The sequence below is a fragment of the Streptosporangium sp. NPDC000095 genome, assembly GCF_042899335.1.
Classification (GTDB): Bacteria; Actinomycetota; Actinomycetes; order Streptosporangiales; family Streptosporangiaceae; genus Streptosporangium.
The window spans coordinates 90502-111332 of record NZ_JBIAZS010000014.1 but is presented as its reverse complement, the minus strand read 5'-3'; the positions used below and the strand labels follow the sequence as shown (position 1 = coordinate 111332).

At 70.5% G+C, this 20831-nt stretch carries 19 protein-coding genes and 1 riboswitch; of the genes, 4 read left to right on the top strand and 15 right to left on the bottom strand.

The annotated features are described in order from the left end of the window. Window positions 1–82: 82 nt before the first annotated feature. The 4 genes from ACFY3V_RS28275 to ACFY3V_RS28260 form a co-directional block, all read right to left on the bottom strand. The gene (locus tag ACFY3V_RS28275) at window positions 83–865 is read right to left on the bottom strand and encodes a type III pantothenate kinase (RefSeq protein WP_350941530.1); all 783 of its coding nucleotides are present in this window, start codon (window positions 863–865) and stop codon (window positions 83–85) included. Beyond that, window positions 865–3495: an L-aspartate oxidase gene (locus tag ACFY3V_RS28270; RefSeq protein ID WP_389777749.1), complete on the bottom strand. Its 2631-nt coding sequence runs from the start codon at window positions 3493–3495 to the stop codon at window positions 865–867. The genes ACFY3V_RS28275 and ACFY3V_RS28270 overlap by 1 nt, the downstream gene beginning before the upstream one ends. Before the next feature lie 203 nt (window positions 3496–3698). Next, the gene (gene panC, locus ACFY3V_RS28265; RefSeq protein WP_389777916.1) at window positions 3699–4502 is read right to left on the bottom strand and encodes a pantoate--beta-alanine ligase; all 804 of its coding nucleotides are present in this window, start codon (window positions 4500–4502) and stop codon (window positions 3699–3701) included. A gap of 122 nt (window positions 4503–4624) precedes the next feature. After that, the gene (locus ACFY3V_RS28260) at window positions 4625–5515 is read right to left on the bottom strand and encodes a DUF2520 domain-containing protein (protein WP_350941534.1); all 891 of its coding nucleotides are present in this window, start codon (window positions 5513–5515) and stop codon (window positions 4625–4627) included. 322 nt (window positions 5516–5837) lie between these two features. On the opposite strand from ACFY3V_RS28260, the gene ACFY3V_RS28255 reads away from it, so the two are divergent. Beyond that, on the top strand, window positions 5838–6803 hold the full coding sequence (locus tag ACFY3V_RS28255; RefSeq protein WP_389777747.1) for an SAM-dependent methyltransferase: 966 nt from the start codon (window positions 5838–5840) through the stop codon (window positions 6801–6803). A 20-nt stretch (window positions 6804–6823) separates the two neighbouring features. On the opposite strand, the gene ACFY3V_RS28250 is transcribed toward ACFY3V_RS28255, so the two are convergent. Next, window positions 6824–8023 carry a cytochrome P450 gene (locus ACFY3V_RS28250; protein WP_389777745.1) on the bottom strand — a complete coding sequence of 400 codons (1200 nt, stop codon included), beginning with the start codon at window positions 8021–8023 and terminating at the stop codon, window positions 6824–6826. Between the two features lie 19 nt (window positions 8024–8042). After that, window positions 8043–9026, bottom strand: coding sequence for a TerC family protein (locus ACFY3V_RS28245; RefSeq protein ID WP_389777743.1), 984 nt, complete (start codon window positions 9024–9026; stop codon window positions 8043–8045). 241 nt (window positions 9027–9267) lie between these two features. Further along, window positions 9268–9383: riboswitch (SAM riboswitch) on the top strand. A 52-nt stretch (window positions 9384–9435) separates the two neighbouring features. On the opposite strand from ACFY3V_RS28245, the gene ACFY3V_RS28240 reads away from it, so the two are divergent. From ACFY3V_RS28240 to ACFY3V_RS28230, 3 genes are all read left to right on the top strand, one after another. Further along, window positions 9436–10743, top strand: coding sequence for an aminotransferase class V-fold PLP-dependent enzyme (locus tag ACFY3V_RS28240; RefSeq protein WP_389777741.1), 1308 nt, complete (start codon window positions 9436–9438; stop codon window positions 10741–10743). A 17-nt stretch (window positions 10744–10760) separates the two neighbouring features. After that, window positions 10761–11945: an NADH-quinone oxidoreductase subunit D gene (locus ACFY3V_RS28235; RefSeq protein ID WP_389777739.1), complete on the top strand. Its 1185-nt coding sequence runs from the start codon at window positions 10761–10763 to the stop codon at window positions 11943–11945. Window positions 11946–12148: 203 nt separating this feature from the next. Next, entirely contained in the window at window positions 12149–13246 is a 1098-nt protein-coding gene (locus ACFY3V_RS28230; RefSeq protein ID WP_362897993.1) for an acyltransferase, read from the top strand. Between the two features lie 22 nt (window positions 13247–13268). On the opposite strand, the gene ACFY3V_RS28225 is transcribed toward ACFY3V_RS28230, so the two are convergent. The 9 genes from ACFY3V_RS28225 to tilS form a co-directional block, all read right to left on the bottom strand. Further along, complete coding sequence (locus tag ACFY3V_RS28225; protein ID WP_362897995.1) at window positions 13269–13721, bottom strand: DUF3180 domain-containing protein; 453 nt, start codon at window positions 13719–13721, stop codon at window positions 13269–13271. Continuing rightward, window positions 13718–14215: a 2-amino-4-hydroxy-6-hydroxymethyldihydropteridine diphosphokinase gene (gene folK, locus ACFY3V_RS28220; protein ID WP_350941546.1), complete on the bottom strand. Its 498-nt coding sequence runs from the start codon at window positions 14213–14215 to the stop codon at window positions 13718–13720. The genes ACFY3V_RS28225 and folK overlap by 4 nt, the downstream gene beginning before the upstream one ends. After that, window positions 14212–14586 (bottom strand): dihydroneopterin aldolase, encoded by a 375-nt coding sequence (gene folB / locus ACFY3V_RS28215; RefSeq protein WP_350943518.1) that lies wholly within the window; start codon window positions 14584–14586, stop codon window positions 14212–14214. The genes folK and folB overlap by 4 nt, the downstream gene beginning before the upstream one ends. 170 nt (window positions 14587–14756) lie before the next feature. Beyond that, window positions 14757–15197 (bottom strand): nuclear transport factor 2 family protein, encoded by a 441-nt coding sequence (locus ACFY3V_RS28210; RefSeq protein ID WP_350941547.1) that lies wholly within the window; start codon window positions 15195–15197, stop codon window positions 14757–14759. Next, a complete protein-coding gene (gene folP, locus ACFY3V_RS28205; protein ID WP_362897998.1) occupies window positions 15194–16045 on the bottom strand; it encodes a dihydropteroate synthase in 852 nt (283 codons plus the stop codon). The genes ACFY3V_RS28210 and folP overlap by 4 nt, the downstream gene beginning before the upstream one ends. A 312-nt stretch (window positions 16046–16357) precedes the next feature. Beyond that, the gene (folE, locus tag ACFY3V_RS28200; protein WP_362898000.1) at window positions 16358–16942 is read right to left on the bottom strand and encodes a GTP cyclohydrolase I FolE; all 585 of its coding nucleotides are present in this window, start codon (window positions 16940–16942) and stop codon (window positions 16358–16360) included. 2 nt (window positions 16943–16944) lie between these two features. After that, window positions 16945–18951 carry an ATP-dependent zinc metalloprotease FtsH gene (ftsH, locus tag ACFY3V_RS28195; RefSeq protein WP_350941550.1) on the bottom strand — a complete coding sequence of 669 codons (2007 nt, stop codon included), beginning with the start codon at window positions 18949–18951 and terminating at the stop codon, window positions 16945–16947. Window positions 18952–19231: 280 nt separating this feature from the next. Then, window positions 19232–19789: a hypoxanthine phosphoribosyltransferase gene (gene hpt, locus ACFY3V_RS28190; protein ID WP_350941551.1), complete on the bottom strand. Its 558-nt coding sequence runs from the start codon at window positions 19787–19789 to the stop codon at window positions 19232–19234. Between the two features lie 12 nt (window positions 19790–19801). Next, a complete protein-coding gene (gene tilS / locus ACFY3V_RS28185) occupies window positions 19802–20815 on the bottom strand; it encodes a tRNA lysidine(34) synthetase TilS (protein WP_350941552.1) in 1014 nt (337 codons plus the stop codon). Window positions 20816–20831: the final 16 nt, after the last annotated feature.

The following is a 20831-nucleotide window of genomic DNA, read 5'->3' as shown; positions in this document are numbered from 1 at the left end:
TTCCAAAGGGTACCGATGCGGCGAACCCCGTGAGTTCCCCCCGTCCGGCACCGGGAGGGACTCTCCCGGTGCCCCGGCGTCCTCAGGGCGTGTTGCGGTGGTAGATCAGGCGCAGGCCGATCAGCGTGAGCCAGGGCTCGTGCATGTCGATCGAGCGGGCCTCGCTCACCACGAGCGGCGCCGCGCCGCCGGTGGCGACCACGGTGACGTCGTCGGGGTCGTCGGCGAGCTCCGCCGCCATCCGCTCGACGATCCCGTCGACCTGACCGGCGAAGCCGTAGATGATGCCGGCCTGAAGCGCCTCGACGGTGTTCTTCGCGATCACGGAGCGAGGACGGATCAGCTCCACCTTGTGGAGTTGCGCCCCCGCCGTGGCGAGCGCGTCCACCGAGATCTCGATGCCGGGGGCGGTCACCGCGCCGACGTACTCCCCCTTGGCGGAGACGGCGTCGAAGGAGGTCGCGGTGCCGAAGTCGACGATGACGCACGGCCCGCCGTACAGCTGGATCGCCGCCAGCGCGTTGACGATGCGGTCGCTGCCGACCTCCTTCGGGTTGTCCATCCGCACCGGCACCCCGGTGCGGACGCCCGGCTCGACGATCACCGCGTTCACGTCGCCGTAGTAGCGGCGGCACATCTCACGCATCTCGTTGAGCACCGAGGGGACGGTGGAACAGATCACGATGCCGTTGACGTCGGCGCCCTTGAGCAGCGGCGACTGCCCGAGCAGCCCCTGGAGCACGACGGCGATCTCGTCAGCCGTCCGCCGGGCGTCCGTGGCGATCCGCCAGTGCTCGATGACGTCCTCACCCTCGAAGAGTCCGAGAACGGTGTGAGTGTTGCCGACGTCGATGGCAAGCAGCATCAATTCCCCCGAAGGTCCAAGGCGATGTCCAGCGCCGGCGCCGAATGCGTGAGCGCGCCCACGGCAAGGTAGTCAACACCCGTTTCCGCCACGGCACGAGCGGCCTGGAGGGTCAGTCCCCCGCTGGACTCCAGCCGCGCCCTGCCGTCCACCAGCCGTACGGCCCGCGCCAGCTCCTCGACGGTGAAATTGTCCAACAGGATCTCCTCCGCTCCCTCGGCCAGCACCGGCTCGATCTGGTCGATCCGATCGACCTCGACCTCGATCGGCAGGCCGGGAAAGGCGTCACGGACCGCCCGGAACGCCTCGGCGACCCCACCCGAGGCCACCACGTGATTGTCCTTGATCAGCGCGGCGTCCGAAAGTGACATGCGGTGATTGGTTCCGCCGCCGCACCGGACGGCGTACTTCTCCAGGGCCCGCAGTCCCGGCAGCGTCTTGCGGCTGTCCCTGATCCTGGCCCCGGTCCCCTCGACGGCCCGGACCCAGCGGCCGGTCAGGGTCGCGATGCCGGACAGGTGGGTGAGCAGGTTGAGCGCGGTGCGCTCGGCGGTCAGCAGGTCCCTGGTGGGACCGGTGACGGTCATCAGCACGTCGCCGACGGCGACGCGCTCGCCGTCCTTGACCCTGCGCTCGGTCACCAGGCGGCCCTGGCTGAGGTGGGAGAACGCGCCCTCGGCGACGGCCAGCCCCGCGACCACGCCGTCGGCGCGGGCCACCACGTCGGCGGTGGCGGTCTGGTCGGCGGGGATGGTGGCGACACTGGTGACGTCGCCCCCCTCCTGCAGGTCCTCGGCCGCGGCGGCCTCCAGGACCGCGGTCACCGCCCTCGGGTCCAGGCCCGCCTCGACCAGGTCGTTCTCCACCTGGGGCGGCAGCGCGCTCGCGCGCTGCCCGTGCGGTGCGTATGTCATGGCCAGCCCCTCCGCTGTCAGGGTGATGTCGAGGTGGCCCAGCCACCGGTCGTCGTTCCGCTCGGGAAAGTCCTCACGCCAGTGTGACCCCCGGGTCTCCTCGCGTTCGCGGGCGGCCGCCACGAGCGCGGAGGCGACCGTCAGCAGGTTGGTGGTCTCCCAGGACTCGGTGCACGGCTCGACCACCACCGGGGTCCACCTGAGGTTCAGCAGGGCCCTGGCGACCTCTCCCAGGGACTCCTGGCCGCGCAGCACGCTCGCTCCCCGGCTCATGTGCCCCTGGATCCTGCTCCGGGCCCTGGGGTCGATCAGGCCGGTGGGCCGGTCATCGGCGACCGGCCCACCCGTCACCGACTCGCCCACGACCGACCCACTCGCGGCCGGCTCGTCTTCGACCGGCCGCGTCGCGCTCCCGGCGCTCCCGGCGCTCCCGGCGCTCCCGGCGAGGACGGTACGCGCCTCGTGGATGTCGGCGGCGATGCGCCCGGCGAAGACCAGACCTTCCAGCAGGGAGTTGGAGGCGAGCCGGTTGGCGCCGTGCACACCGGTGCACGCGACCTCGCCGCACGCGTACAGGCCGGGCACACTGGTACGGCCGCGCAGGTCGGCGCGGACACCACCGCTGGCGTAGTGGGCGGCGGGCGCGACGGGGATCAGCTGGGTGACCGGGTCGATGCCGTGTTCCAGGCAGACCGCGTGGATCGTCGGGAAGCGGGTGCGCCACTTCTCCTCGCCGAAGTGGCGGGCGTCGAGATAGACGTGGTCGGCGCCGGTGGCGCGCATCCGCCGCATGATCGCCTTCGCCACGACGTCGCGGGGGGCGAGGTCCGCGAGCTCGTGAACGTCGCGCATGAAGCGGGTGCCGTCCGCGTCGACCAGTACGGCCCCCTCGCCCCTCACCGCCTCGGAGATCAGCGGCTGCTGGCCGGTGGAGTGCTCGCCGAGCCAGAGGACGGTCGGGTGGAACTGGACGAACTCCAGGTCCCTGACGACGGCGCCCGCGCGCAGCGCGAGCGCCACTCCGTCGCCGGTGGAGACGAGGGGGTTGGTGGTGGCCGAGTAGACCTGCCCCATGCCTCCCGTGGCCAGCACCACGGCCCCCGCCGTGACCGCGCCCACCCCGTCGCGCTCACCCTCGCCCATGACGTGCAGGGTCACCCCCGCGGTGCGGCCCTCGGCGTCTTTGAGGAGGTCGAGGACGAGCGCGTGCTCGATCACCTCGATCCCCGACTCCCTCACGGCCTGGACGAGCGCCCTCTGCACCTCGGCCCCGGTGGCGTCGCCTCCCGCGTGCACGATGCGGTCGCGCCGGTGGCCGCCCTCCCTGGTGAGCTGGAGTGCCCCCGAGGCGTCGGTGTCGAACCGGGCGCCCATCGCGATCAGGCCGCGCAGCGCGTCGGGTCCCTCGGTCACCAGGGTGCGGACGGCCTCCTCGTCGCAGAGGCCCACTCCGGCGACGAGCGTGTCGGAGAGGTGTTCCTCGGGGGTGTCCCGCGGGTCGAGCACGGCGGCGATGCCGCCCTGTGCCCAGCGGGTCGATCCCGAGGACAGGACGTCCTTGGTGACGACGAGGACCTTCGCCCCGGGGTCGAGGGCGGCGGACCGCAGTGCCAGGGTGAGGCCGGCGATGCCGGAGCCCACCACGACCACGTCCGCCCGTACCGTCCAGCCCGGAGCGGGAGCGGTCAACCTCTGGGGAATGGCCGGGATGCTCATAGCCGCCTCCTCGCGGGGCTCGTTAGAGGCCGTTCATTTCGTCAGTGTGACGATAACGCCCCCCGCGAATCGGCTGTTCCCCGGGGTAGGACATTTCGCCCGAACGCCGAAATCATGGCAGCTCGGGACCGTACACCCCGACGGAGGTCGAAACGGGAGCCCTCCTCCGCGACTCACGGGCCCCACCGCCGAACGGCCGCGGATCAGCGAATGTCGAGCGTGACGTTGTCGATCAACCTGGTGGACCCCACCCTCGCGGCCACCGCGAGGATCGCCTCACCCGTGTGGTCGTCGCCGACCTCCGCGAAGGTCGCCGGGTCGACCAGGACGAGGTAGTCGACCGCGAGCGACGGCTCGGCCTCCAGGACGGCGAGCGCGGCCCGGCGGATCTCCGCGGGCGCGCGCCGCCCGGCTCCCACCCCAAGGGTGCGGGTCGCGCCGTCACCGCGGTCGAGAGCCTGCCCGGCCCCGGCCTCAAGGGCGCGGGACAGGGCGAGGGCCGCCACCCGGTCGTCCCGCGACAGGTAGCGGTTGCGGCTGGACAGCGCCAGACCGTCCGGCTCGCGGACCGTGGGCCCCCCGACGATCGAGACCGGCAGGTTCAGGTCGGCGACCATCCTGCGGATCATCGCGAGCTGCTGGGCGTCCTTCTGCCCGAACACCGCCACGTCCGGCTGGACCAGGTTGAACAGCTTCAGCACCACGGTCAGCACGCCGTCGAGGTGGCCCGGCCTGAACTCCCCCTCGACGACCGAGCCCATCTCGCCCGCGGACACGCCGACCTGCCTGTCCGGCAGGTACATGTCCTCGGCCGAGGGGGCGAACACCACGCCCACCCCCTCGGCCGCGCAGGCTTCGAGGTCGGCGTCGAACGTACGGGGATAGCGGGAGTAGTCCTCGGTGGGCCCGAACTGGAGCGGGTTCACGAAGATGCTCACCGCCACGTGCGCGGCTCTCTCGCGGGCCAGCCGGATGAGCGAGCGGTGTCCCTCGTGCAGCGCGCCCATCGTCGGTACGAGTGCCAGCGCGCTTCCCCCGGGAAAGGCGCCCGCGCCGATCCCCAGGGTCTCGCGGGCCTTGAGCAGCCCCGCACGGTCGTCCGCCACGATCATTGGAACCTCCCGGGGGTTCAGGTCCATTTGTTGCCGCCGAGGGCGTCCAGAAGGCGCTCGGCGGCCTCGGGCTTGAGCAACCCGGCCGCCAGCGCCCGGTCGGCGGTGAGTCTGGCCAGCGCCACGTAGGCGTCCGCCGCCTCGGGGGCGGCGAGGATGAGCGCGTCCACGTGTCTGCGGACGGTCCCCGCGTCGCCGCGCACCACCGGGCCGGTCAGCCCCGCGATGCCGAGCCGCAGCACGTTCTCCAGGGCCGCGCCGAGCAGCGGGCCGAGCATCCTGCCCGGCTGCTCCACACCGATCCTCTCCAGCAGTTCCGAGGACTCCGCGACGAGCGTCACCATGTGGTTGGCCGCCCCCGCCAGGGCCGCGTGGTAGAGCGGCCGGTCCTCGTCGGCGATCCAGACCGGCTCGCCCTCCATCTCGATGACGAGGGCCTCGGCCACCGGGCGAAGCGCGTCGGGAGCGGTCACCCCGTACGAGATCCCGGTGAGGCGGCGCAGGTCGTCGTCGCGGCCGGTGAAGGTCATCACGGGGTGCAGCGCGAGCGGTAGCGCCCCGGCCTTGATCGCCGGGTTCAGCACGGCGAGGCCGTACGCGCCGCTGGTGTGCGCCACCAGCTTGCCGCGCAGGTCGGCGCCGGTCTCCACCAGGCCGGAGACCAGGTCCGGCAGTACGTCGTCGGGGACGGTGAGCAGGACGAGATCCGCGCCCGCCACCACGTCCTCGGGTCTCGCGGGGACGAGCCCGAGCCGCTCGACCGCCCGCTCCCTGGAGGCGTCGGAGACGCCGCTCGTCGCGACCACCCGGTGCCCCGCCCTGACGAGCGCGGCGCCGAGCGCCGAACCGACCTTGCCCGCTCCAACCACTCCGACGGCCAGCCGTGCCGGGCGATCGACTGCGTCCATGACGTCCCGTCCTTCGACCATGTGGGTTCCGTGCCCGATTGACCAGAGTAACGGGCCGTGCTGTCGCGACCGCGTCAAGACGCGTGTTCGGCAACGGAGGCGAGGTCTCCTCCCGGTATGCCCGGATCGGGCACACCGGGAGCGTACGTGACCCACGAAAGAGCCCGGAAACCCGGCCCATACGGTGATTCGGACGGCGACGCGCCGACGTGGCGTCAACAACGATCGTGCAAACCGATGACAGAATGCGGTCATGCACTCACTCGAAGCGTCGGCGCGCGTCGATCTCGTTCCCTCGCCCCGGCGGGTAGCGTCTGAGAGCGTGTGGCTCACCTGGCGTGCCGCGATGGAGCACGCCCTCTACGGCGAGAGCGGCTTCTATCTCCGGGAGCGTCCCTCCAGCCATTTCCGGACCTCGGTCGGCGCCTCCCCCGTCTTCGCCGAGGCCGTGCTGCGCGAGCTGGCCGCGATCGACGAGGCTCTGGGCGGCCCCGAGGTGCTCGACCTGGTCGACATCGGCGCCGGTGAGGGCAGGCTGGCGGCCGGTGTGCTCGCCGCGGCGCCGTCCGCGCTCCGGTCGAGACTGCGGGTCACCGCGGTCGACCTGGCGCCCCGGCCTTCGGCGCTGCCCGAGGAGATCGTCTGGGCGAAGGCCGCGCCGGACGGGATCCACGGGCTGGTGATCGCCAACGAGTGGCTCGACAACGTCCCCGTCGACATCGTGGAGCAGACGGCCGACGGCCCCCGGCTGGTCCTGGTCAACATCACGAACGGTGAGGAGCGGCTCGGTGACAGCCCCTCCGAGGCGGATCTCGCGTGGCTGGCCCGCTGGTGGCGGATGCGGGCCCCCGGCGAGCGTGCCGAGATCGGCAGGCCCCGCGACAGGGCGTGGGCCTCGGTGATCGTACGGCTGGCGCGCGGCCGGGCGATCGCGATCGACTACTCCCACGCTCTGGACGACCGGCCGCCGTACGGCACGCTCGCCGGATACCGGGACGGAGCGACGGTCGCGCCCGTGCCCGACGGGTCGTGCGACATCACCGCCCACGTGGCGCTCGACGCCTGCGCGGCCTCCGGCGAGAGCGCCGGAGCCGTCACGACGGCGCTGACCACGCAGCGCGAGGCGTTGCGCGCCCTGGGCGTCACCGGGAGCCGTCCGCCGGTCGAGCAGGCGGGAAACGACCCGCGCGGCTACCTGCGGGCCCTCACCAGGGCCTCCGAGGAGGCCGAGCTCATCGCCCCCGGCGGCCTCGGCGGCTTCGGCTGGCTCTCTCAGAGCCGCCACTGAGAGCGCCGCTCCGGACCGGTTCAGACCCGCACATCGAGGGCGGTGAGGCCCCGGATGACGTAGCCGGGACCCCAGGTGGGTTCGGTGACGAGTTCCATCTTCGGCGCCTTGCGCAGGAGGGCGCCGAAGGATTCGATCAGCTCCACCCTGGCCAGCGGTGCCCCGAGGCAGAAGTGGATGCCGGCGCCGAAGGAGATGTGCGGGTTGTCGGCCCGGCCCACGTCCAGGCGGGCGGGGTCGGCGAAGACCTCGGGATCGCGGTTGGCCGAGCCGAACAGCAGCGCCACCTCGGAGCCGCGCGGGATGTCGATCCCGCCCACCGAGACGTCCTCCAGCACCCAGCGTTCGAACATCTGCAGCGGGGTGTCCCAGCGCATCAGCTCCTCGATCGCCGTGGGCAGCAGGGTGTGATCGGCGCGGAGCCGGTCGAGTTCCGCCTGGTTGCGGAAGAGCGACCACCAGCCGTTGCCGGTGACGTTCACGGTGGCCTCGTGTCCGGCGTTGAGCAGCAGCACGCAGGTGCCGACCAGCTCCTCCTCGGTGAGCCGGTCGCCCTCGTCGGCCACCAGGGCGAGCGCGCTGATCAGGTCGTCACCGGGGTCGGCCCTGCGGGCGCGGGCCAGCTCGACGAGATAGGCGGAGAACTCCTCGGCCGCCCGTACGGCGGTGTGCTGGGCCTCGACCGACGGCTGGAGCTCGTACATGCCGCAGATGTCGGCCGACCAGGGGCGCAGCAGGTGCCGGTCGGCCTCGGGGATGCCGAGCATCTCGGCGATCACGGTGACCGGGAGCGGCTCGGCGACCTCGGCGATCAGGTCGCCTCCGCCGCGCTCGACGAAGACGTCCACGAGCTCCTCGGCCATGCGGGCGATCTTGGGGCGGAGGGCCTGGACCATGCGGGGGGTGAACGCCTTCGAGACCAGCCGCCGGAGCCTGGTGTGCACCGGCGGCTCGACGTCGAGCATCCCTGCCCTGATCACCCGCCAGAACGGGTCCTGGAACTCGGGGTCGTCCGGCCTGCCGAACTCCTGGTGCGAGGCCACGTGCAGGTAGGACCGGCCGAGCCTGCGGTCTCGCAGCAGCGCGTTGACGTCGGCGTGCCTCGCCACCAGCCATTGGCCGGTCGGCTCGAAGAAGCCGACCGGCCGCTCCCGCCTCAGCTCGTCGTAGACGTCGTAGGGGTGGGCGACGAATTCCGGATTCCAGGGATCAAAGCGCACGTAAACATCGTAATCCTGGTCAGGAGTCGGGCCGCTTGTCCGAATTTCCCTTTTCGGGTGATTCATCCACTTCGCCCGCAGGACCGGTCCGGCTCGCCGGAACCCCCTGAGGCACCGCGGCCGCCGACGCCTCCGAACCGGCCCGATGCGTAGGATCCACCGAGTCCTTCGGGTCCTTCCGGTCCGTGCCGTCCATGCCGTCCGTGCCGTCCGTGCCGTCCGTGCCGTCCACCGAGTCCGTACGACCCGACTGGTCCTCGGCACCGTAGCGAGAACGCAGCTCGACCGGCTTACGCCTGCCCGCCTTGCCGCGCATCCGGATGTTCAGCAGCTCCACCAGCAGCGAGAACGCCATCGCGAAGTAGATGTAGCCCTTGGGGATGTGCTGCTCGAACCCCTCGGCGATGAGCACGACGCCGATCAGCACCAGGAAGGACAGGGCGAGCATCTTGATGCTCGGGTGCCGGTCCACGAAGCGGCTGATCGGCCCGGAGGCGATCAGCATCACGATGACCGAGACGATGACGGCCGCGATCATGACGCCCAGCTCGTCGACCATGCCGACCGCGGTGATCACCGAGTCGAGCGAGAAGACGACGTCGAGGATCATGATCTGGATGATCACCGAGGTGAAGGACGCCGACACCTTGCCCTCGGAGTGGTGGGAGTCCCCCTCCAGGCTGCTGTGCATCTCGTGGACGCTCTTGCCCAGCAGGAACAGGCCTCCGAGTATCAGGATCAGGTCGCGCCCCGATATCCCCTGCCCGAAGACCTCGAACATCGGCGTCGTGAGCCTCACCACCCACGACAGCGCGAACAACAGGAGCAGACGGCTGAGCAGGGCGACGGAAATACCGATCTTGCGTGCCCTGTCACGCTGCGCGGGCGGGAGCTTGCCCACCAGGATCGAGATGAAGATGATGTTGTCGATCCCCAGGACGATCTCCAGGGCGACAAGGGTGAAAAAACCTATCCATATCTCGGGGTTGGTCACCCAATCCATGGCCTTCTCCTTCTTCGGCCGATTTCTTCGGCCAACGCTCGAACGCGCGATCATCCAGCCGGCTGAACCTTCTTCGGCTGACTCCAGGACGACCGGGAAAGGCCCCGAGTTCCTTCCTTTCATCACAACTCGCCGTCAATTCGCCGGACGCGCCCAGGCGCCCGCTCCTGCCCCGGATACCGGGACGATCACCTTTCGGACTTGCGGGCCACCGCGGGACGTCGGTTATAGTGCCTCCGTAGGTCATGAGTGCCAGTGACAAGCCCCGGCTCGCTGGCCGGCAACCCTCGCGTCCGCGGCGGGGTGCCCCGGGTGAGGACCTGGTCCGGCACGAGGTGTGCCGGGCAAGCGCGGGCTCCAGGCACCTATGCCATGGGTTGGGGTCCGATGACCTCGAAGGAGCCATGGCGTGTCCACCCTCACGATCAGCACCCCCGCCACCCCCGCCACCCCGGCCACCACCGCCGTCCCCGAGACCCGCGCGTCCGGTGACCGGCCGATCCCGGCCGTGCTCGGCTCGGACCTGGAGGTCCCGGTCAGGGGCGGCAGGCTCGTCCGCTACGCCAACCTCGACTACGCCGCGAGCGCCCCCTGTCTGGAGCCGGTGAGCGCCGCCGTCGCCGCCGCGCTCCCGGCCTACTCCAGCGTCCACCGCGGCGCCGGGTACGCGTCCCAGCTGACCACGGCCCGCTACGAGCAGGCCAGGCACACGGTGCGGGCCTTCGTCGGCGCCCGCCCCGACGACTCGGTGATCTTCACCCGCAACACCACGGACGCGACCAACCTGCTGGCCCGTAGCCTGCCCGAGGGCACCACCACCGTGGTCTTCGACACCGAGCACCACGCCTCGCTGCTCCCCTGGGAGCGGGTCGTGCGGCTCGCGGCCCCCGCCTTCCCCGGCGAGGCCGTCCGCGCCGTCGACGACGCCCTCGCCTCGATCGACGGCCCCAAGCTGCTCGTCGTGACCGCCGCCTCCAACGTCACCGGGGAGCTGTGGCCGATCGCGGCGCTCGCCCACATCGCCCACCGCCACGGTGCCCGCGTCCTCGTCGACGCCGCGCAGCTCGTCCCGCACCGCCGCCTCAACCTGACGGCCCTCGATCTGGACTACGTGGTCTTCTCCGGCCACAAGCTCTACGCGCCGTTCGGCACGGGCGCGCTGATCGGCCGTTCCGACTGGCTCGCCGACGCCGAGCCGTACCTGCGGGGCGGCGGGGCGGTGAAGGCCGTGAACGACGACGACACCGAGTGGCACGACGACCCCGAGGCGCGGCACGAGGCCGGAACCCCGAACGTGCTGGGCGCCATCGCGCTCGCCGCGGCCTGCGACGCGCTGTCCGCCACCGGCTGGACCCCACTGGTCCGCGAGGAGGAGCACCTCCTCCGGCGCCTGAGGGCGGGCCTCGCAGGTATCCCCGGCGTCCACGAGCTGTCCCTGTGGGGCCCGGACCACCCGCGCGTCGGCATCGTCTCCTTCGTGGTGGACGGCTTCACCGCCCGCGAGGTCGCCGAGGCCCTGTCCGGCGACTACGGCATCGGGGTCCGCGACGGCAAGTTCTGCGCCCACCCCTTCGTACGGCACCTGCTGGGCGCCAAGGACGGCGGCTGCGACGACGTCACCGCCTCCGCCGTCCGCGCTTCCATCGGCATCGGGACCACCTCCGAGCACGTCGACCGACTGATCGGCGCCCTGCGGGATCTTGCCTCGCGCGGCTGACGTGACAGCATGGCCCTATGACTGAAGGCGCGCGCCGTGAGCTGAGCGTGGGGATGGGGGCTGGAGCCGAGGCCGTACGGGGGGCGGACGGCAAGGACCTCGCGACCGAGGACATGGTCCTCAACATCGGGCCGCAGCACCCGTCCACGCACGGTGTGCTGCGGCTGCGGCTCACGCTGGACGGGGAGCGGATCAGCTCCGCCGAGCCGATCGTGGGCTACATGCACCGGGGCGCCGAGAAGCTCTTCGAGGTGCGCGACTACCGGCAGATCATCGTGCTGGCGAACCGGCACGACTGGCTGTCGGCGTTCGCCAACGAGCTGGGCGTCGTGCTCGCGGTGGAGCGGATGCTCGGCATGGAGGTGCCGGCGAGGGCGGTCTGGACGCGCACGCTGATGGCCGAGCTCAACCGGGTGCTCAGCCACCTGATGTTCCTCGGCTCCTACCCGCTGGAGCTCGGCGCGATCACCCCGGTCTTCTACGCGTTCCGGGAGCGCGAGACCCTCCAGGCCGTGATGGAGGAGATCTCCGGCGGGCGCATGCACTACATGTTCAACCGGGTCGGCGGCCTCAAGGAGGAGATCCCCGCGGGGTGGACGGGCCGGGTCGCCCAGGCCGTGGCCGACGTGCGGCGGCGACTGCCCGACATCGAGAACCTCATCGCCGACAACGAGATCTTCCTCGCCCGCACGCGCGGGGTGGGCGTCCTCGACCGCGAGACGATCATGCAGTACGGCGTGAGCGGCCCGATCGCCCGCGCCTCCGGCGTCGACCTCGACCTGCGCAGGGACGAGCCGTACCTCGCCTACGGCGAGGTGCCGGTGAAGGTCGTCACCCGGTCGGCGGGAGACTGCCACGCCCGGTTCGAGGTGCTGCTCGAACAGGTGAAGGTCTCCCTCGACCTGGCCGACGCCTGCGTGGAGCGGCTCGTCGACCTGCCCCCGGGGCCGGTCAACCAGCGTCTGCCCAAGGTGTTGAAGGTGCCCGAGGGCCACACCTACGCCTGGACGGAGAGCCCGCTGGGCCTCAACGGCTACTACCTGGTCTCGCGCGGGGAGAAGACGCCGTGGCGGATGAAGCTCCGCTCGGCCTCCTTCAACAACGTCCAGGTGCTGCGCGAGATGCTCCCCGGCCACCTGGTCTCGGACATGGTCGCCATTTTGGGCTCGATGTTCTTCGTCGTCGGCGACATCGACAAGTAAGGCACGGTTGCAACCGCATGATCGAATCCGGCGGAGACCAGGAGAGGGCGACCCCTGTACCCTCCACACCTCTTCCCGCGCCCTCCGCCCCGAAATCCCGGGAAACCCCCGGAACACCAGGGACACCAGGAACCTCTGGGACTTCGGAAACCACCGAGAGCCGCTCCGGAAGCACCGCGACCTCGGATTCCGTACCGGCCGAGGTGCCTCCCGCCACGGACGGGCCGCGGCGGGACCGCTACGTCGACTGGCTGCGCGCGCTCAGCCTGATCGTCGTGGTCGTCTGGCACTGGGCGTTCACGATCCTGCAGTGGGGGCCCGACGGCCCCTCGCCGACGAGCCCGCTGGGCTTCACCTCGGGGCTGTGGATCCTCACCTGGCTGCTGCAGGTGCTGCCGCTCTTCTTCTACGTGGGCGGATACGTCCACCTCCTGTCGTGGAACCGGGCCTGCGAGCGCGGGGTCGGCATCGGCACCTTCGTGTGGCGGCGCATCCGGAGTCTCGCGATCCCCGCGCTCGCGCTCGCCGGGACCTGGATCGTGTTCGGTGTGATCGTGACGTGGGCGTTCGGGATCGAGTGGATGGGCCGCGTGGTCCTGCTCGTCATCAGCCCGCTCTGGTTCATCGGCGTCTACCTCGTGCTGATCGCCCTGCTGCCGATCTCGCTCTGGCTGCACCGGCACTACGACGTGCTCGCCCTGATCTGGCTGGCGGGGGCGGCGCTCGTCGTCGACGTGCTGCGGCTGCGCTACGGGTACGAGGCCGTGGGCTGGCTCAACATGATCATCGTCTGGGGGCTCGCCCACCAGGCCGGATTCTTCTACGACCGGGTGGTGGCGCTTCCCCGCCGCTTCGACGTCGCCATCCTGTGGACCGGGCTGTTCGCCCTCTTCGGCCTGGTCTACTCGGGCATCTACCCCGGGTCGATGGTGGGCGTTCCCGGCGACAAGCTGTCCAACATGGCGCCGCCCACCTTCGTCATCGTGGCCCTGCTGATCTTCCAGATCGGCCTGGTGGAGGTGCTGAGGCCGTCCATGGAACGCCTGCTCGTACGGCCCAGGTGGCAGCGCGTGAACGAGACGGTGAACCGGTTCGCGCTCCCGCTGTTCCTGTTCCACACGACCGGCATGGCGATCTGGGTGGCGCTCACCTGGTGGCTGGTGGGCAGCGGACCCGGCGAGAGGGTACGGCTGGACCTGTTCTGGTGGCTGGAGCGTCCCCTCGCCATCGCCGGAGCGCTGATCTGCACGCTTCCGGTCATCATGCTCTTCGGACGCCAGTGGACGGCGAGGCGCCGCTAGCGGCGTCTCAGCACGCGGGGTCTCAGCGCTCGTCGCCCGCGGAGTCCTTGGGAACCCGGCAGCAGTGCTCCAGGTACAGGGCCGCGCAGACCAGCAGCACGCACGCCAGCAGCGACCCGCCGGTGATGAAGAAGTCCCTGCGGGGGACCTCCTGCTCCAGCATCTCCACCGTGTAGACGGTGAACCCGGCGAAGATCCCGCCGAAGACCGCGCCACCGAACGCGGAGGCCTTGGCGAGGGCGGCCAGACGGGCCACGGCGAGGGGCTCGACCGGCTCGGTGTCGGGCTTGCGCTCGATCCTGGCCTTCGTCATCCACCCGGTGTAGAACTCGCCGATCGCGAGCAGCAGCACCGTCGGGATCGCCGTCCACGGCACGGTCGGCAGGGACGAGTAGAGCGGCCTGAGCAGCGCCCAGGTGAGGATCGCGAACACGATGAGAAGCCCGACGAGAACGCCGGGGCGGGTCGGCCTCACGCGGGCCCCCGCAGGATCAGGTCGGGACGCGGCCGTACGTAACCCTGGTCGAGACCGGCGAGCAGGTCGGCCACCCGGCGCCCGGACAGGACCGCCCCGGGATCGGCCCGCACCCAGGGGACCAGCACGAACGCGCGCTCGTGCGCTCTGGGGTGCGGCAGGGTGAGGTCGGGATCGTCCATCACGACGTCCCCCACGGTGATCAGGTCGATGTCCAGCGTGCGCGCTCCCCAGCGCTCCACCCGGACCCTGCCGAAGGTGTTCTCCACACTGTGAGCACGATCGAGGAGCGCCCGAGGTTCCAGCGCGCTCTCGGCGATCACCACCGCGTTGAGATAGGCGCCCTGCTCGGGACCGCCGACCGGGTCGGTCTCGTAGACCGGTGACACCGCGACGAACGTGAGATCCGGCTTCTCGAAGAGGGCGTCGAGCGCGCCCCTCAGGGTCTCGAACCGGTCGCCCAGGTTGCCGCCGAGCGCCAGGACCACCCTCATGCCCGGCCCCGGGTGATCGTCACGATCACGTCGTCGAACGGCAGCGGGATCGGCGCGGCGGGTTTGTGCACGCTCACCTCCGCCACCTGGACGAGCTCGCGGGCGAGACAGACGTCGGCGAGGCGCTGGGCGAGGGTCTCGATCAGGTCGACCGGCTCGCCCCGCACGACCTCCGCGAGGTCCTCGGCGAGCTCGCCGTAGTGGACGGTCCTGGTCAGATCGTCCCCGGCCGCCGCCGGCGCCGTGTCGAGGAAGAGGGTGACGTCGACGACGAACTCCTGGCCGAGCTCCCGCTCCGCGGCCAGCACGCCGTGCCGGCCGCGCACCCGCAGCCCCTTCAGGCTGATCCGGTCGGCCGCACCCGGCGGCAGGCCGTGCGCCGAGTCCCCGTACGCGCCGGGGGCCGGACCTTCCAGCGGGTCTCGAAGCGAACCCTCGGCCGGGCCGCCGACCGGCTCGTCGGCCGGATCCCCGATCAGGTCGCTGACGGCGTCGTCGATCCGCAGGGGCGTCTCGGGGGACGAGGGGGTCTCGGCGTCGATCACGCGGCCTCCTCGTCCTCGTCCTCGTCGTCCCCCTGCAGCACGGGCGAGCCGTGGTGCAGCCAGAGCCGCCACCCCGCCGACGTCCGCACGAAGGTGTTGCTCGCGACCACCTTGCCCGCCGCGAAGCTGGCGTCACCTTCGTCGCCGGCGGTGAGGATGTTCTCCTCGCAGGTGAGGATGGCGACGTCGCCCAGGACCATGACCCGGACGTCGGTCAGCACGAACTGGATGTAGGGCGTGTTGGCCATGATGAGCGCCCACGAGCGCAGCACCTCCTGCCGGCCGTTCACGATCGGCCAGCCGGGGTGGACGCAGCTCACCTGCTCACCCTCGATGTCCTCGGCCCAGATCTCGGTCATCCTGTCGAGGTCGGCGTCCTCGATGGCGGTGTAGAACGCCTGGTTGACCGTTTCGACGGCGGTGGTGTCGACGCTCATGATCTCGCTCCCTGAACTGCGGCAGCCACACGGACGGCGTCCGCGTTCGGGCGGACGTCGTGCACGCGTACACACCAGGCCCCCGCCTGCGCGGCGAGCGCGGTCACGGCGAGCGTGGCATCGTCACTACGACTGAAAGGGCGCGGCGCGCCGTCCCGGTCGGCCAGGAGGCGACCCAGGAAGCGTTTCCGCGAGGCTCCGATGATCAGCGGGTATCCCAGCTCTCCGAGCCTGTCGATGCCCGCGATCAGAGCCCAGTTGTGTTCGGGGTTCTTGGAGAAGCCCAGCCCCGGATCGAGCACGATCTGCTCCTCGGCCACGCCTTCGGCCAGCACGGAGGCGACCCGCTTGGCGAGCTCCTCGCGCACCTCGGTCACCACGTCGCCGTACACGGCCCTGCGGTCCATGGCGTGGCTGTGCCCCCGCCAGTGCATCACCACGTACGGCACGCCCGAGGCGGCCACGACCCTCGGCATCGCCGGGTCGGCGAGCCCTCCGCTCACGTCGTTGACCAGTTTCGCCCCGGCCTCCACGGCCATCTGGGCGACCTCGGCCCGCATGGTGTCGACGCTCACGGTGACGCCCTCGCGGCTCAGTTCCCTGATCACCGGCTCGACCCTGGCCAGCTCCTCCTCCAGGGGCACCCGCGCGGCGCCGGGCCTGGTGGACTCGCCGCCCACATCGACGATGTCGGCGCCCTGCTCGACCAGCTCCAGGCCGTGACGCACGGCCACCGCCGGGTCGAACCACCTGCCGCCGTCGGAGAAGGAGTCGGGAGTGACGTTGACCACGCCCATAACGAGGCACCGGCCCGCGTCCGGCAGCCCGGGCACACTCCACGTCGTCATGGCGACCAGCCTAGGCGTTGCGCACCATACGCCCGTCTCGTGGGTCCGGCTTGTGCCATAACGAATCCGCACACCCGTCACAGGGCGGACGGTCCTCGGGGACGTCTGGCCGGCATGCGTTCTCCTCCAGCTCCTGTGGACGCGGGCGGCGTACGCCCGGCGGCGTCCGACGCGAGCAACGTACCAGGCACCGGTCGGCCGTGGCGGAGAATCAGGGCTTCCGGCCACAACCCTCCACAACGCGGAAACCCCGCCGGGGCCGCCGATCGGCGGTCCTGACGGGGTGTGTCTCGAATGCACGCGTGAAGGTGATCAGCGGATGATGAGGGCCATCGCCTCGGCGCGGGTCTTGTCACTGTCGCGGAAGCTTCCGCGTACGGCCGAGGTGATCGTCTTGGCACCGGGCTTGCGCACGCCCCGCATGGTCATGCAGAGGTGCTCACACTCGATCACCACGATCACCCCCCGCGGCTCCAGCACGTTCATGAGCGCGTCGGCGATCTGGGAGGTCATCCTCTCCTGCACCTGGGGACGCCTGGCGTACACGTCGACGAGGCGGGCGAGCTTGGACAGGCCGGTGACCTGCCCTTTCTCGTTGGGGATGTAGCCGACGTGGGCGACGCCGTGGAACGGCACGAGGTGGTGCTCGCAGGTCGAGTAGACCTCGATGTCGCGGACGAGCACCATCTCGTCGTGGTCGACGTCGAAGACCGTGGTCAGGACGTCTTCCGGGGTCTGCCCCAGCCCGGCGAACTGCTCGGCGTAGGCGCGGGCGACCCTGGCGGGGGTCGCCTGGAGCCCGTCGCGGTCGGGATCCTCACCGATGGCGATGAGGATCTCACGAACGGCGTTTTCCAGCCGGACCGTGTCGACCTGGAGCGGCCTGGCACCCGCCACGCTCAGTTCACGTCCTTGGGCGCGGTGTCGGGGTGGCCCGTCCCCGCCGGAAGGGCGCCGTTGCCGTCGGCCTGCTCGCCCGGGGGGAGCGTGCCGTTGCCCGACTGCTCCTTGCGGGAGAGGATCGGCGGACGGTTGGAGGGCAGCCGCTTGCCGTAACCGGAGTAGGAGGGCCTCTTCTCCCTGACGACGACCGGGGCGAAGATCTGCAGGACCTGGTCGCGGGAGAGGGTCTCCTTCTCCATCAGCTCAAGCACCAGGTTGTCGAGCACGTCGCGGTATTCGACGAGGATCTCCCATGCCTGGTCGTGGCCGGACTCGATGAGGCGGCGGACCTCCTCGTCGATCGTGGAGGCGATCTTCTCGGAGTAGTCGCGCTCGTGACCCATCTCGCGGCCGAGGAAGACCTCGCCGTTGCCGCTGCCGAACTTACGGGCGCCGAGCTGCTCGCTCATGCCGTACTCGGTGACCATGCGGCGGGCGATGGAGGTGGCCTTCTCGATGTCGTTGGAGGCGCCGGTGGTGGGCTCGTGGAAGACGAGCTCTTCGGCCGTACGGCCACCGAGGAGCATCGCGAGCTGGTCCAGCATCTCCGAGCGGGTCGCGAGGAACTTGTCCTCCATCGGCAGCGTCATCGTGTAGCCGAGGGCGCGTCCGCGGGACAGGATCGTGATCTTGTGGACCGGGTCGGAGTTGGGCAGCGCGTGCGCGACCAGGGCGTGTCCGCCCTCGTGGTACGCGATGATCTTCTTTTCCTGGTCCGACATGAGGCGCGACTTGCGCTCGGGACCGGCCATCACCCGATCGATGGACTCCTCGAGCAGCTCCATCGTGATCAGCTTCTGGTCGGCCCGCGCGGTGAGCAGCGCGGCCTCGTTGATCACGTTGGCCAGGTCGGCACCGGTGAAACCGGGCGTCCTGCGGGCGATGATGTCGAGGTCGACGCCCTCGGCGAAGGGCTTGCCGCGGCCGTGCACCTTGAGGATGCCCTTACGGCCCTCCAGGTCGGGGCGGTCGACGGTGACCTGGCGGTCGAAACGACCGGGGCGCAGCAGCGCCGGGTCGAGGATGTCGGGGCGGTTCGTCGCGGCGATCAGGATCACGCCGCCCTTGACGTCGAAGCCGTCCATCTCGACGAGGAGCTGGTTCAGCGTCTGCTCGCGCTCGTCGTGGCCGCCGCCGAGACCGGCACCGCGGTGGCGGCCCACCGCGTCGATCTCGTCGATGAAGATGATCGCCGGAGCGTTCGCCTTCGCCTGCTCGAACAGGTCGCGGACCCGGGAGGCGCCGACGCCGACGAACATCTCGACGAAGTCGGAACCGGAGATGGAGTAGAACGGCACCCCGGCCTCACCGGCGACGGCCCTGGCGAGCAGGGTCTTACCGGTTCCCGGCGGGCCGTAGAGCAGGACGCCCTTGGGGATCTTGGCGCCGATCGCCTGGAACTTCGTCGGGGCCTGCAGGAACTCCTTGATCTCCTGGAGCTCCTCGATCGCCTCGTCGGCACCCGCGACGTCGGCGAAGGTGGTCTTGGGGGTGTCCTTGGTGATGAGTTTCGCCTTCGACTTGCCGAAGTTCATCACCCGCGAGCCGCCGCCCTGCATCTGGTTCATGATGAACAGGAAGATCAGCACGATGATGACGATCGGCAGGAAGCTCACCAGGAGCCCGAGAAGGAAGTTCTCCCTGGGCACCTCGACGTTGTATCCACCGGGCAGCTTGTTGGCCGACTCCGCCGCCTGCAGCTTGTCGGCGAGCTGTATGCCCTGGCCGGTCACCCACATGGAGTAGTAGCGCTTCTTGTCGGTCAGAGTGACCTCGATGCGCTGGTCCTTGTCGATGATCTTGGCGTTGGAGACCTTGCCCTCGTCGATCCAGCTGACGATCTGTGAGGTGTCTCGCCTCTCGAAGTCGCCCTCACCGCCCCACATCGTGGTGACGAGAAGGAGCAGAACGACGATGCCCAGGATCCACAGCAGTGGCCCACGTGTAAATCGCTTGAGATCCATCCGATGCGGAACCCCGGCGGGCCCGTCCCTTCCTGACCAGAGCCTGGCAACCCCGGGCGAACCCGGGGCTCGCGGTATCCCTAACCGCTCCAACTGACTACCCAGAGACGGCGGGAGGCCACCTCTTCGGTTGTCCGAAGGTACACCGGCATGGCGTGCGGGGTCACCGCGCGGACAGACCGGCTTTGCCCTACCAACGTACGTCAGGTAGGTCCGTGTTCCCCGCCGCTATGGGCAATGTCGCGTTTGTGAATGACACACTTCGCGCAGGGCGTACTTTTCAGCCCGCTCCGTATACGTGAGGGGCGAGAGTTCCGATGAAGGGAAGGTTGCGATAGCGCTCGGCGTAGTCGAGGCCGTAACCGATCACGAACTCGTTGGGAATGTCGAAACCGATGTACTTCACGTCGATCGGCACCTTGATCGCGTCGGGCTTGCGCAGCGCGGCGCAGATCTCCACCGAGGCGGGGTTGCGCGACTTCAGGTTGTGGACCAGCCACGACAGGGTGAGACCGGAGTCGATGATGTCCTCGACGACCAGCACGTGGCGTCCCGCGATGTCGGTGTCGAGGTCCTTGAGCACCCGCACGACACCCGACGACCTGGTGCCCGCCCCGTAGGACGAGACGGCCATCCAGTCCATCTGCACGGGCAGGCGCAAGGCCCTGGCCAGGTCCGCCATCACCATGACCGCGCCCTTGAGCACGCCCACGATCAGCAGGTCCTGCCCCGCGTAGTCCTCGTCTATCCGGCTCGCGAGCTCCTTGATCTTGGCCTGGAGCTCATCCTCGGGAATGAGGACCTTCGAGAGGTCCCGGCCCATGTCAGCTGCGTCCACCTGGGATTTTCCTTACGAAACGGGGCTGGCTGGCTGTCTGGCGAGTATCAGGGTGTCATACCGGCGAACCACCCTCACCCCCCCGGGCACCTCCACGCACCGCTGCCCCCGCCACGCGGTGATCAGACGGTCGACCTGGAGGACGTGCGAGGCGGCGAGCGTGCCCGGTGGCGCTCCCGCGTCGATCGCCGCCCTGCGCAACACCCTCCGCCGCACCGCGACGGGAAGATCCTCCAGGTCCCGTACGGCCACCGTCACCGTCGCGATATCGCTAAGAGCGCAATCTTTCACGGCGACGCGGGCGTAGGACTCCCCGGCCCAGGCGTCGAGCGCGTCGGCGTCGTCGCGGCACAGGGACGCGGTCCTGGCGAGCGCCTCGGCGACACCGGGGCCGAGCTCGTCCTCCAGGGCGGGCAGCAACCGCTCCCGGACCCGGACCCGGGTGTAGCGCGGGTCGAGGTTGTGCGGGTCTCCCCACGGGGACAGGCCGAGCGCCGCGCAGGCCGCGACGGTGGTCGCGCGGCCGAGTTCCAGCAGCGGACGCCGATAGATCCCGGTCCGCGCGGGCATCCCGGCCAGCGACCGGGTGCCGCTCCCCCTGGCCAGCCCGAGCAGTACGGTCTCCGCCTGGTCGTCCCTGGTGTGCCCGAGCAGCACGGCCGCCGCCCCGAGGCGTTCCGCGGCCTCGGAAAGGGCCGCGTACCTCGCCTGCCTCGCCGCCGCCTCGGGTCCGCCCGAGGTGCCGACGGAGACGGGAAGCGCCTCGGCGAGATCGAGTCCCAGCCCTGGCGCGAGCCGCACGACGTCGCCCGCACGCTCGCCCGAGCCCTCCTGCAGGCCGTGGTCGACGCTGAGCAGACCGGCACGGAGCCCCGCGCGGGGCGCGACGAAGCCCAGCGCGGCGGCCAGGGCGAGGGAGTCGGCGCCGCCGCTGCACGCGGCCAGTACGAGAGCACCGGGCTCCAGATCGTCCAGTGCGAGCCGTACGGCGCGTCGGACGTCGGCGACGGCGGGATGCGGACCCATGCCCGCCATTGTCCGC